Below are 12,566 nucleotides of genomic sequence, written 5' to 3'. Positions count from 1 at the left end.
AGATACTTTCAGCCATGTAAAGGTAAAAACCAATTAATTAAGCTCCTTAGCTTATATTTTTCGGTCAAATAATCAATTAAAGAATGTATTCGTTTAGAGTTTGCTATGCCTGCAAAGAAAAATTTTAAAAAAACGATGCTAAATCGCAGTATGGGGCCTCTCATACCACAGCATAGTGGTATGCAGCTGTGTATGAGCATCTTTTTTATGATGTTATCCCATCAGAGCATGGCACAAACCGAACAGCCAGAAACACCCGTAGCCATTTCTCAGGCAGAAATGGTGGACGAGCTATCTAAAGAAGCGATTCGTCAGGGGGTGGCCACGTCTGAAACTGAAGCAGAAGAAAAAATCGAAGAAGCCTTGGAGCCGGAAGTACCAGTTGACAGCATGTTGATGCTGGAACAACAGCAAAATGCAGGATCTGGTCTGGGTGAATTTACGCCGATCGAGTTTGATGATCTGGAAGATCTGCCAGTACAGACTATTGATCAGAACATGGCGAATGAAATTTACCAGGTAGCCGAGCAAGCCAAACAGGAAGCACAAAACTATCGCAATACTCAGACCAGCGAAACGGTGGTGGCCGATATCAGCCAGCAAGAACTGCTGGAAATCAATCAGGCGCCGGTTAATGTCGATCAGTTGATGCAATCGATTCAGGCTGACAGCCAGATTATTGTACAAAATAATGAAGCCGGATTGACCTTGCCAGAAGTGCCAGGTCAGCTTGTCGCTGAGGATGATAAACGTCCGAATCTGTTCAAACGACTATTTTATAAAATCCGTCCTCCACGTCAGATCATGACCGCAAGAGTTCCCCGCATTAGTGCAGATGTGGTGATCATAAATGGGCAAGGTGTGGCGCAAAGTAACGGTATGCTGAATCGTAAAGATGTGCCTGAAGGCCATCTGAATTTAAGAAATAATGTCAAAGCCAAATTATCCAGTTTTACCCAAGAGTCTTTTGGCGACTTTAATTCGGCTTTGCCGCAATTACGCACCTTGTCCAGACAGGCAGCGCAAGCGGTGGGCTATTATAATGCTCAGTTCAGATTTGAAAAACTCTCTGACAGTCGGGTTCGGGTTTTTGTGACCCCGAATGAACCTGTCCTGATTAGCAGTCAAAATATTGAATTTACTGGAGAGGGCGCCGAACAGCCGCAATTCCAGGTCATCAGTCTTTTACCTGAACAGGAAGAAGGCGATATTTTCAATCATGGCAATTATGAAAAAACCAAGACACGCATTACCACAGCAGCCAATAACAATGGTTATTTTGATTCATTCTGGCGTCTGCATGATGTAAAGATTGCTCAGCCACAAAACACCGCCGATGTGAATCTGCGTTTTGAAACGGGTGAACGTTATAAATTAGGCAATGTCGAGTTCAGAATGAGCGATCCTGAAAAGGAATTTCCGCTGGATCGAGACGTACTGGAAAGTCTGGTCACCTGGACAGATGGTGCAGATTATACCTTCTGGCGGGTGAATGGCTTGGCCAATAACCTGACCAACTCACGTTATTTTAACTATACTCTGGTGGATGCGATTCGCCCTGATCCGCTTGATAAAGAGCTGGAACTGGCACCCGATATTCAAAGCCTGATTGAAGAACAGAAACGGACTGAAGATCAGGCTGCTACTATGCAACCAGCTCGCTCGGTATCCTCTTCTCAGGAAGTGACCCAGAATGTCGTAGATGAAGACCAGTTTGCCGGTAGCCGCGATCAGGAAAGCGCAAATTTAAGAACTTTACGGGTTGAGCAGCAAACCAAAGAGAATGAACAGGACCGTTTAAAAGTACAGGCACGGGAAGAGAAAAAGATTCCAGTGATTGTGACTTTAAATGCAGACCGTTTAAATAGTGCTGAAGTGGGTTTGGGTTATGGCACAGATACCGATATCCGCTTACGTGGTCAATATCGTCGTGCCATTGTGAACAAGCGCGGACATTCGTTTGATGCCAACATGGAGTTATCTGGCATCCGTCAGTCGATTGATGGACGTTATAATATTCCCTATCACCATCCGCTGAATGATTATGTCAGTATTGTGGGTGGTTATGAGCGTGAAGAGCGTGAAGGCGTCGCACAGGGTGAAGGCCTGTTGATTGAATCGGCAGTCTTAGGTGCAGACCGGATTATCAAGAATCCACGTGGTAGCTGGCAGCGGACTTTTGGCGCACGTTATCGTCTGGATCGTTTGAAGCAGGATGGTTCTGTCGATTTTAACCAGATTCCAGAAGCTTTTCGCTTTAATACCGAAGATGAGCAGCAATCGCTATTAGTCGGTTATGAAGTTTCACGTACCGAGAGCGATCGTCGGGTCAACCCAACCAAAGGTTTTAAGCAGACCTATAAGATTGAACTGGGCAGTGAGGCTTTACTCTCTGATGCCGATATGGCCATTGTGAATGCAGGTTGGCGGTTTATCTATTCATTGGGTGAAAATGCAGACCATCAGTTTGTGGGTCGTGCCGATGCAGGCTATATCTTTACTGAAGATTTTGCCAAAGTGCCGTATAACCTGAGATATTTTACCGGGGGTGACCAGAGTATCCGCGGTTTTGATTATAAGAGCCTTTCTCCGGAAATTGACGGTTTTAAAGTAGGTGGTCAGGCCTTGGGCGTGGCTTCATTAGAATATAATTATCAGTTTAAGGAAGGCTGGCGTGCTGCGGTCTTTGCAGATGCCGGAAATGCCTATAATAAAGAATTCAGTAATCCGACCGAATATGGCGCGGGTGTGGGTGTGCGTTGGGCTTCACCGATTGGGCCAATACGTATAGATGTTGCGACTGGACTGTCTGATGACAATTATCCGATTCGTTTACATTTCTTTATTGGATCACAGTTATAAAACATCATTTTAAAAAATAGTTATTTGGGTAGATCATGGTCGAGAACCAACCACAGCCAGAACAAGAACCACAAGATAGCGTTGTGCCGAAAAAGCGCCGTATATTCAGAAGCATCCTATTGTCGGTGCTTTTTTCGCTGATTTTTCTGCTGTCTGTGTTGGCTCTACTGTTTTCGACCAATCAGGGCAGTAAATTTCTGCTGGATCAGGTGCTGGAACGCCAGCAAATTATTCAATATGAATATGAAGGCGGCAATTTATGGCGCGGAATTATTCTTAAAAATGTGCTGGTCAGCCTGAAACCAGTCGATGTCAAAATTGATCGTGCTGATGTCAAGCTGGGTTGGCGCGCGATTGTCAAAAAAGAAATTCATCTGACTGAAGCCGATGTCCTCAATCTGCAAATTATTAACAAGCGACCTTCAACGGGCGAACCGTTCAAGTTTAATGCTATCCGTTTGCCTTTTATCTTGCGCGTTGATCATCTATTACTCGATCATCTGGTGATTAAAACCCAGACCAATGCAGTCGATTTCTATAATATTGAACTAAATGAGGCACTCTGGTCTGGTACCGAATTAAATTTTGAAGATTCCCGTATGGACATGGGCTATCTGTCGGTACGTGAAGCCACGGGTAAAATGCAGTTTGAAGGCAAATATCCTCTAGATGCCACAGGCATCGTCAATCTGCCTTCTTTAAGAGACAGCTTGAATATTCATGATATTCAGGTGCGGGCACGCGGAACACTGGACACGATTCAGGCTGGCGTAGCGACCAATACACCTGATTTATTAACGGGTTGGGTTATCGTGCATCCGATGCGTCCTCAGGTACCGATGCGCGGCGAGTTGAAGTTCAAGGATTATCACTGGCCTATTCTGGCCGAACAGAAACTGTTTACCAAAGACGGTATTGCCGAGTTTAATGGCGATATCAAGCGTCTGAACCTGAACGTCCAGACTGACCTGATTGGGGAAAATATTCCACAAGGTCAGTATAGTGCGGTGATGTATACCGATCTGGTCAATCAGCTGAATATTACCGACCTAAATGGTCAGTTGATGAAAGGCGCAGTTAGCCTTGCCGGGACAGTGGGCTGGAAAGATCGGGTCAGCTGGGATCTGGCTGGGCGTTTGAACGGGATTGATCCTAAACATGAGCGCATTCCGCAAGTCGTACAAGATTTCTTGCCGCCAAGTCTGGATGCGAATATTGCTTCTGCGGGTAACCTGGAAAATGGCCTGCACCTTACTGGACTGGTTGATTTCGACCGTTATGAAAGCTGGAAGCTGAAGTTGGATCAAAACCCGGTCAAAGACAATAAAGCGCAGCCGATGCTGCTGGATGTTGCCTGGAAAAATATTGATCGCGCCGTACCTTATGTGGGCTGGCTCAGCAGTGAGTCTGGCGATGTTAAATTGGCATTGGTTGAAGGTCAGCAGAATATTCATGTGGCCACTAAAGTCGAGCAGCATGAAGAAGGACTTCTGCCTGCAGGTATGTACCAAGCCAAGCTCAATCTGAACAAAAATATCCTGAATGTCCCAAGCTTTAATTACAGCGCCAATGCAGCAGGCAGCTTAAGCGGCAATGCACGGATTGAACTGCCACAGGAAAAACGTCAGTTAAAATGGACCGCGGTATTAAATGCCAAAAATTTGAATACTCAAAGTATTGCCGCAGCTTCACCGGTAGATCGTTTGAATGGCCAGGTTAAAGCCAATGGTTATGCGCAACCGAATCAGCAGATTATTAAACTGAATAGTGTCGACCTGACCGGACGACTAGCGGAGCAAAATGAAACCGTACGTTTGACCGGAAACAGCACCATTGCCTTGTTATTCCATAATGAAAAAGCGGGTGGTGGTTTTAAAGGTTATGCGGTCAATTATGATGGTGCTTTAAATGCCAGCCAGCTTAAAGCCAGTCAGGGTATGCTGAAACTGCGCGTTTCAGGCACACCAGAAATGTTGAAGATAAATGAATTTCGTCATGATGGTGTGGCTGGCAAGATTAATGCCAACGGTCTGGTCAATCTGGCGAATGGCATTGGCTGGGATATCAACGCATCCTTAATCCGCTTTAAGCCGCAATATTTTAATGCCAAACTGAAAGGTGAATTGTCAGGCAATGTGCAAACTCAAGGGGTGTGGTCAGATGCCTTAAAACGCATTCAGATTCAACGCTTGAATCTGGCCGGTATGCTGAATAACAAACCGGTACGTGGCAAGGGTAATTTATCGGTCATCATTAATTCAAACCAGCGTGGTTTTGTCCCAGAGCAGTTTGAAGCCAATAACTTGTTCCTGTCTTATGCCAGCAACCAGATTCAGGCGACTGGTAATGCGCAGAATCTGCAACTCAAAGTCAATGCACCGGCGCTGTTTGAGCTGTATCCAGGCTTAAGAGGTCGGGCGCAGGGCTATATCAATATGCAGGCACAGCCTCGCTTACAGGCTTCGGCTAACCTGTCTATTGATAATTTTGCCTTTAAAAACTTGTTTAGCGTGCAGAAAGTTCGTGTTCGCGGCCAGTTGCCGACATCGCAAAGCACACCAACCTTATTGACTGCAACCATGGATCGTCTGCGTAGCGGTTCACGCGAGATTGTACGTGGTGAGATCTCACTGGCCGGTACCCGTGCTGCACACATTCTCAAAGTGCAGGCCGAAAACCGCTTGTCCGAATTCTTTGTGCAGCTTGCCGGCGGTTTTAATGCCCAGAATAACTGGCTGGGTCAAATTCAAAGAGGTGATTTCGACTCTTTACGTGCCCGTCTGGTACAGCGTCAGAATGCAGCCGTGATTTATAACAGTGCTCAATCGGATCTGTTCATCGGTGCTCATTGCTGGATGAGTCAGCAAAGCCAGTTGTGTTTTGATCAGCCGATTCGGGTCAACAAAAACCGTGGCAGTGCCTCTTTTATTACCCAAAACCTTGATCTGGAAGATTTCAGTGCATTCTTGCCTGATGGATTGGCGTTGACGGGTAAAGTCAATGGTTATGCCAAGGCTGCCTGGGCGCAAGGTGCCAAACCTAAAATTGACGCACGTCTGGTGACGCGTAATGGTGTGGTGGGCTTATCTTCTGAAGATCCGGATTATTTGGGTTATACACTGAAATATGATGAAGTCGGTCTGGTGGCAAAAAGTGTGGCAGATGGCTTGCAACTTCGGCTAGATGTTAAAACACCAGATATTGGAACCGGCTATGCCAATGTCATCATTGATCCATACCGTGACAGTAAACCGATGCGTGGCGAAATTGCCTTTAACCAGGTACGGCTCAAAGTCTTTAAGCCATTTATTCAGGACATCCGTAATCTGGACGGGATTTTATCTTATGCCGGAAAAATTAGCGGAACTTTAACGGATCCTTTGCTTGAAGGTGAGGTTCGTGTCAAAGATGCTTCAATCAGCATGATCTCCCTACCGGTGAATTTGACCAATGTACAGCTCTATTCATCCATACGTCAGAATTCGGCCAGCATCAATGGCGCATTTAACAGTGGTCGTGGTGTGGGTAAATTAACCGGATCGGTCGACTGGAAAGGCGATCCGCGAGTGCAGTTAAAACTGCAAGGTGACAATCTGCTGATTCGTCAGGCCCCATTAATTACTGCTGTGGTGACACCTGATTTGACTCTGGACATGTATCCATTTAATAAAAAACTGAGTCTGAGTGGCACAGTTGATGTACCGCGTGCGCTGATTTCAATGCCTGAAGCCTCAGAACCTGTAGTCGGTTTATCTTCAGATGTACGGGTCGTACGTGAAGGTGATGATCAGCTGGCGATCTTGAAGTCGGCACGTCCTTGGGATATCCGGGCAGATGTCGCTGTTTCTTTAGGGAACCAGGTGATTTTCCAAGGCTTTGACAGTCGTATTCCACTCTTAGGTCGAGTCAATCTGTCACAGCGTGGTCTGGAAACTGCAATGCGTGCCAATGGTGCAATCGGGGTATCACAACGAGTAAAAATCGAAGCCTATGGCCAAAGTCTGGACCTGAATCGTGCTATCGCACGTTTTAATGGTGAACTCACCAATCCGACACTGGACATTGATGCCAATAAATCGGTTCAGGGTAGTACAGTGGGAGTGCGCGTAACAGGGACTGCATCGAGTCCCAGTATTCAGATTTATAATGATGCGGGCTTGTCAGAACAGGAAGCCTTGAATGCCTTGATTACCGGTCGTGTCAATGAAGGTGTATCTGGTTTAAGCCAGGCTGAAGGATTTAGATCTGATGTAAATAATACGATCGCTGCTGCGGGGATCAGTCTGGGCTTGGGTGGCACCCGCGCACTGACCAACCAGATCGGGCGCAGTTTTGGCTTAACTGGTCTAGCTCTGGATGCCCAAGGTACAGGAGATGATACCCAGGTTTCTGTGACTGGTTATATTACGCCTGATTTATATCTTCGTTATGGAGTCGGCGTGTTTACACCGGTGAATAAGCTGACTTTACGTTATCAGGTAAATCAGCGTCTGTATTTAGAAGCGAGTCAGTCTTTAGAACGTGCGATTGACTTGTTCTATAACTGGCGATTCTAATCCGAATAAAAAAGCCCTAAAATTTTAGGGCTTTTTTATGATGAGACAGGACAAAGATTTTATTGGCTATAAAGTAGATTGATTTATAGGCCAGCAGAAGCATTGATGTCTGAATCCAATCTCTATACATATACGACAATAAATCGCGAGTAGAGAAAGAATTTAGGGTTAGCTTTTATGCTGAAGAAAACTGCTCGTCGCATAAGTCAGCTATCACATATAGAAAATCAATTAAAACATGCAATAACAGACTGAAAATCAATAAACCCATAATAAAAATAGGTGTATATTGAAAATACGATTTCACGCATAAGAGCATCTTCGCATGTCGACTAAATTTATCATCCGTTTTGCTGCGATTCTATTTTCTGTACTTATTTTGACTGCATTAGCCATTCAATTTTTCTTTAAACCGGACGTAACCGTAGTTCTATGGATTTTCGCTGTACCTTTCATTTTGGGCATCCCAATTTTGGCTTCTGTTGTATTGACCACCAATGATGAACTTGATATTCATAGCGTTAATTAGGCTTGAACCTTAAACTGGCGCATTTAAAGTGCATCTAATCTTTGCTGATAGAGCAGCCGGCATTTGCACTTAGTTCAAAAAAACAGGCCTTATTTTAAAGCAATGCCAGTCAGTTAAGCATGCACTAGAAAATGTAGTAAAAATGAGTGTATGTTTACGCTCATTTTTTTATCAGGTTATTCCAGAATTTGGATTTAACTCTCAAATCATCATGATTTACATAAACTCTAAGAAATAAGGGAATATTCTTATCATTATTCATTCAAAATAGGTCTTCATCATAAAACTCATCATTTTAGAGAAAACAGAATGCCTAAAAATAATTATCTATCAGCTCTAGAACAAGTTTATGACTTTTTAAAGGAACGACCAGGTTTTAAGGATAAAAGTGAATTTGATAAAGCGGTAGAATATTTTAGAACTCTACATGAAAGTGATCCTCTGGATTTCAGAGTTCAAGCACCGAATACTGTCGCTGGAAAATTTGGGGCTAAAGAGACTATAAATTTAGGGTCTATGCCAGAATTCAGTAATAAGGAAAATTTCCTTAACTGGATAGATACGCAAATTAACCACTAGTTGAAGGACTTTAAGCAAACGCATCATGCGGCAGGTTTTCATTTATTATTCATACATTCATTAACATGTAGTACAGAAAACAATCGAAACTGAGTTGGAAAACTACAAATTTGAATGATAACTTTATATTCAAATCTTCCCAGTAAAGAGGTGAGCAATGAAGTTGTTGACTTTGGTTGGTATGGGAGTAGCAGCGAGTTATTGTTATAAAACTATGAAAAATGGCAAGCTTGCTCTTTCAAAACCTGACTTTGATGAAAGTGTAAAACGATTTGTACTGCAAGAATTTGCAGCTTAGTTCTTCACGATATATTTTCCAAAAAGGCTCATCGGAAGATGGGCTTTTTTATTTTCTAAAAATTTATAATTCTAATATTCAGATTAAAAGCAGTTTAATTATAGCCACCATGTTATAAACCTACCTCGTGATCTATTTTAAATAATTAAATGAGAGCTAATGGATGATGAAGATGGAAATGAATGGTGCGAGCTTATATATTCTGAAGCCTTGAGAATATATAAACCAACAAAATACAACACAGTCAACAAACTGAGATTCTTTGCGCTGATTTTAGAATTATTCGCAGAAATGCAGCATGAGGATGTAATAATTCAAGTAAAGGCCGTGAATGTAAAACTTAAATTGAGATCTAAAAATTACATTTTTTGGGTGTTTGAAATGCCTGATTTTCAGGATAAGACGTTATTTTTAACTTATATGTCTAGCAAATTAAGTCAGCTATAAGGTGTCGTTGAAAGCTAAAATCGCCAATTACTTCAACAAGTATAGTTATTTTTTATAAAACTATAATTTTTTATATGTTAATGGTGTATTTATATATTTTTATCAATAGCTTGCTTATTCTCTAGTCGTTGCTCACTTTGACAACATACCTGAATCAGCGCAAAAGTGAAAAGGGGAAGACCTATCGAAAGATGGGCTTTTTTAATATGTATAGCTTATTGAACGAAAAGTAACTTAAAGCAAATGTAAGAAAACAGTTTATTAATACTCTCTATACTTTATTGGTAAATTCACAGTGCTATATTCGTTTTGCGAAAACAAGAAAACGCAAATAATATGAAGAAAATGACTACAGCACTAGCCCGCTTATTTGAAAAAGTAAGTGGGCTTTTTAATTGAAAAATTAATGTAATATTATGCTAATGTATAAATTATAAGTTTATAGGACTTACGCACTGTTATTTATAGACTCTCTGTGGTAGCAGATGATTTTTATCGAGAATAAAGTCATCAATGAAGTTTTTGATCATTGGTCTAAATAATTTCTTCTGCCAACGATATACATTTTCAAAGATCCCCTCAAACTGGTTCTTTTGTATCTCAACGTAGGCCATTAAGGCTGAAAAAATATGATTCAAAATCAGTTTAGACCGTCTTACTTGAAACTTTTCAATATGACAAACCTGTTTAATCACTCGGTGATATTGTTCTATTTTCCAATGACTTGAATGTAATTCATGAAAACCCTCAAAGGACAATAAATCATCTTCATCTTGATACACAATATAAAACCTCTGCTGTTCTTTTAACTGAGTCTTAAATAATTGTACAAAGCCAAAATCTTTGAGCCAGACCACTTGACCCTGATGGAAATTCGGCAATAAACGCAGTTGAAACCATTGTCCTTTTTCAGGGGAAACCTTACGGTTACAGTCGATACCAAACATAAATCGAATACCATGTTTTCTTATGGTTTTTAGATTTGCAGTCGATGAATACCAACTATCACCTGTAATAAATTGAATCTTTGCACCCCAACTAAGTACTTCACTTAACATATCCATAAAGTAATCATTCTTGGTTTTACCCTCAGATTTGTCATAAATTCGGAAATTAATTGGAATATTTTGACCATTCTGATCTGTCGCATACAAGGTAATGAGATTAATCCCCTTGACGGATCGGTGGTGTTTGCCTGACCAAAAATAGCTAACCAAGTCCATATGTTGACTATATGGTTTATCTAAAACAGTATCATCAATACTGACTATAAGTTTATTATTATCAATATGTTGAATTGCTTCTTGATATAGGTCGTGAGGTGTGTAGTCTTCACGCTCTAGAAAGCGATTTACACTATCATGCGAGATATTATAAGTCTCGGCAAGTTGTGTGCAGCTAATAGAGTTCGGTTCTGTCATGAGAAAGCCCATATAAATGGGTAATGTACAAGTTGCTGTAGAAGCATGTTTAGTTCGTCTGATCACAGATACTTTATAAACTATTTTAATACTTTTTTGAATCCGTCAATGCGTAAGTCCTAGTTTATATATAATGCATGAATAGATTCTATCGCTGTAGTTTCTTTCCAATTTCAGCCTCCTTCCCTAAGGAGGCATTTTTTTTGTCGGTAGAAAATAATGTTCCAATGACTATTGTGTTTATTCAGTTACACAAATGATCATCGTTGACTATTGAATGAATCTTTCAAATATTTGAGCATGATATTTTATTAGTTAAATAAGTGATGGATCGCCATGATAGATGAAGAAAAGCCTTTAAACTTCGACAACGATAGTGAACCTCAAGATTTCGAAGATGAAGAATTTATCGATGATAAGAAAGAGGATGAAATGTACAATGCTATTACCAAAGATGGTTCTAGTGTTGATCCTGCGGATGATGGGACGCGTCATATTCGCCCTGAAGACGGTGATCCGATAGAAGTTGAAGTGAACCGTACCGGGTTTGTCGGAGACTTTTTTATTTAAGTTAGGCCACCTGACCTAACGGGTTAATCTTATCATAGTACATTGCTTCAAACTCAAAAGGCGATACATAACCCAGTGCACTGTGTACACGCTTTTTATTGAACCAATCTACCCAGTTTAGTGTCGCAAGTTGTACATCTGCTAAACCTTGCCAATCTGCTTTTAAATATTCAATCACCTCTGTTTTGTATAAGCCATTCACCGTTTCAGCCAGAGCATTATCGTATGAATCACCAGTTGTACCGACTGATGCTCGTAAATTTGCTGCTTCTAAACGATTGGTATAGCGAATAGAAAGATATTGCACACCTCTATCGGAATGATGAATCACATTCTTTGGCATGCCTCGATCGTGCAAGGCTTGCTCTAATGCATCGAGCACCATATCTGTATTCATCCGTGTCGATACTTTCCATCCAACAATTGCTCGTGAGAACACATCAATAATAAAGGCGGTATAGACCCAGCCTGAATGAGTTTGAATATACGTAAAGTCACTGACCCATAATTGGTCAGGTCGATCAGCACTAAAATTACGTTTCACTAAATCATCTGCTCGTTTTTGGTCATCTCGGCTACGGGTGGTTTGTTTGTTCTTACCTCGCCAAACACCTTGTATACCTAGCTTTTTCATTAATCGAGCAACAGTACAGCGTGCAATAATATAGCCTTCACGTTTCAGTTTTTGCCAGACTTTACGTACACCATATCGACCTGAACTTTCCTTCCAAATTCGTTTAATTTGTTCAGCATGATGCTCATCATGTAAATCTCGCTTTGCTCGATGTTCTGGATTTTCGCAGAGATCTAGAGTCCGGTAATAGGTTGAAGCTGCGATCGGTAAAATCCTACAAATCGCATCAACACCATATAAGTCTTTATTGTTATGGATGAAATCCACCATTATTTGTGTGGGCGGTCGAGCTCCGCCTGGGCGAAAAAAGCGGCTGCTTTACGTAGAATTTCATTGGCACGCTTTAATTCTTTAATTTCACGTTCCATTTGCTTCATTTTTTCTTGATCAGATATCTGTTGTACTTTAATAGGATTTTGCTGATCTAAATGCTTTTGATGCCAGGCACGAAGTGTTTCAGGAGTACAACCAATCTTAGGCGCAATTGCTGTGATTGCAGCCCAAGTAGAAGGATAATCTTTTTCAGATTCAATCAATAATTGAACCGCTCTTTCTCTGATTTCAGGGGTATATTTTAATTTTGTCATCGGGGTAGTCTCTCAGAATATTGACTCTCCGACAAACCCGGTACGGTTCAAAGAGTAATAAAAAGCCCAATTTAATATTGGGC

The 12,566-nt window shown here is 41.6% G+C and carries 9 protein-coding genes and 1 other annotated feature; of the genes, 7 read left to right on the top strand and 2 right to left on the bottom strand.

Annotated elements, in window-relative coordinates; translation table 11 throughout:
* The first annotated feature begins 105 nt into the window (after nucleotides 1–105).
* The 6 genes from HGD77_RS08865 to HGD77_RS08840 all read left to right on the top strand — a co-directional run bounded on the left by HGD77_RS08865 (nucleotide 106) and on the right by HGD77_RS08840 (nucleotide 9,271).
* Nucleotides 106–2,862, top strand: a complete 2,757-nt coding sequence (locus HGD77_RS08865; RefSeq protein ID WP_004645380.1) for an autotransporter assembly complex protein TamA — start codon at nucleotides 106–108, stop codon at nucleotides 2,860–2,862.
* Between the two features lie 35 nt (nucleotides 2,863–2,897).
* Nucleotides 2,898–7,418 carry a translocation/assembly module TamB domain-containing protein gene (locus HGD77_RS08860; RefSeq protein WP_004731420.1) on the top strand — a complete coding sequence of 1,507 codons (4,521 nt, stop codon included), beginning with the start codon at nucleotides 2,898–2,900 and terminating at the stop codon, nucleotides 7,416–7,418.
* Between the two features lie 325 nt (nucleotides 7,419–7,743).
* Nucleotides 7,744–7,947 carry a hypothetical protein gene (locus HGD77_RS08855; protein ID WP_004278758.1) on the top strand — a complete coding sequence of 68 codons (204 nt, stop codon included), beginning with the start codon at nucleotides 7,744–7,746 and terminating at the stop codon, nucleotides 7,945–7,947.
* A 309-nt stretch (nucleotides 7,948–8,256) separates the two neighbouring features.
* A complete protein-coding gene (locus HGD77_RS08850; protein ID WP_004278756.1) occupies nucleotides 8,257–8,526 on the top strand; it encodes a hypothetical protein in 270 nt (89 codons plus the stop codon).
* 157 nt (nucleotides 8,527–8,683) lie between these two features.
* Entirely contained in the window at nucleotides 8,684–8,824 is a 141-nt protein-coding gene (locus HGD77_RS08845; RefSeq protein WP_004645377.1) for a hypothetical protein, read from the top strand.
* Nucleotides 8,825–8,983: 159 nt separating this feature from the next.
* On the top strand, nucleotides 8,984–9,271 hold the full coding sequence (locus tag HGD77_RS08840; protein WP_004278754.1) for a hypothetical protein: 288 nt from the start codon (nucleotides 8,984–8,986) through the stop codon (nucleotides 9,269–9,271).
* A 458-nt stretch (nucleotides 9,272–9,729) separates the two neighbouring features.
* Here the strand turns inward: HGD77_RS08840 and HGD77_RS08835 are convergent, their stop codons facing one another.
* Nucleotides 9,730–10,758 (bottom strand): transposase, encoded by a 1,029-nt coding sequence (locus HGD77_RS08835; RefSeq protein ID WP_080591915.1) that lies wholly within the window; start codon nucleotides 10,756–10,758, stop codon nucleotides 9,730–9,732.
* 270 nt (nucleotides 10,759–11,028) lie between these two features.
* On the opposite strand from HGD77_RS08835, the gene HGD77_RS08830 reads away from it, so the two are divergent.
* Nucleotides 11,029–11,262 carry a hypothetical protein gene (locus HGD77_RS08830; RefSeq protein WP_168730781.1) on the top strand — a complete coding sequence of 78 codons (234 nt, stop codon included), beginning with the start codon at nucleotides 11,029–11,031 and terminating at the stop codon, nucleotides 11,260–11,262.
* Between the two features lies 1 nt (nucleotide 11,263).
* Here HGD77_RS08830 and HGD77_RS08825 read toward each other — a convergent pair.
* A protein-coding gene (locus HGD77_RS08825; RefSeq protein ID WP_121980446.1) for an IS3 family transposase occupies nucleotides 11,264–12,483 on the bottom strand; the annotation gives its coding sequence in 2 pieces (ribosomal slippage) (nucleotides 11,264–12,207 and nucleotides 12,207–12,483; 1,221 coding nt in all).
* Nucleotides 12,092–12,208, bottom strand: a sequence feature (AL1L pseudoknot). It overlaps the preceding gene by 117 nt.
* Nucleotides 12,484–12,566 lie beyond the last annotated feature (83 nt).

This window comes from Acinetobacter sp. NEB149, assembly GCF_012516415.1.
GTDB lineage: Bacteria > Pseudomonadota > Gammaproteobacteria > Pseudomonadales > Moraxellaceae > Acinetobacter > Acinetobacter lwoffii_V.
This window is presented reverse-complemented; position numbering and strand designations above follow the sequence as displayed.

Bases quoted from the DNA above. Each gene is read 5' to 3' on its own strand.
- HGD77_RS08865 (WP_004645380.1), top strand. From the start codon at position 106: ATGCCTGCAAAGAAAAATTTTAAAAAAACGATGCTAAATCGCAGTATG.
- HGD77_RS08860 (WP_004731420.1), top strand. From the start codon at position 2,898: ATGGTCGAGAACCAACCACAGCCAGAACAAGAACCACAAGATAGCGTT.
- HGD77_RS08855 (WP_004278758.1), top strand. From the start codon at position 7,744: ATGTCGACTAAATTTATCATCCGTTTTGCTGCGATTCTATTTTCTGTA.
- HGD77_RS08850 (WP_004278756.1), top strand. From the start codon at position 8,257: ATGCCTAAAAATAATTATCTATCAGCTCTAGAACAAGTTTATGACTTT.
- HGD77_RS08845 (WP_004645377.1), top strand. From the start codon at position 8,684: ATGAAGTTGTTGACTTTGGTTGGTATGGGAGTAGCAGCGAGTTATTGT.
- HGD77_RS08840 (WP_004278754.1), top strand. From the start codon at position 8,984: ATGGATGATGAAGATGGAAATGAATGGTGCGAGCTTATATATTCTGAA.
- HGD77_RS08830 (WP_168730781.1), top strand. From the start codon at position 11,029: ATGATAGATGAAGAAAAGCCTTTAAACTTCGACAACGATAGTGAACCT.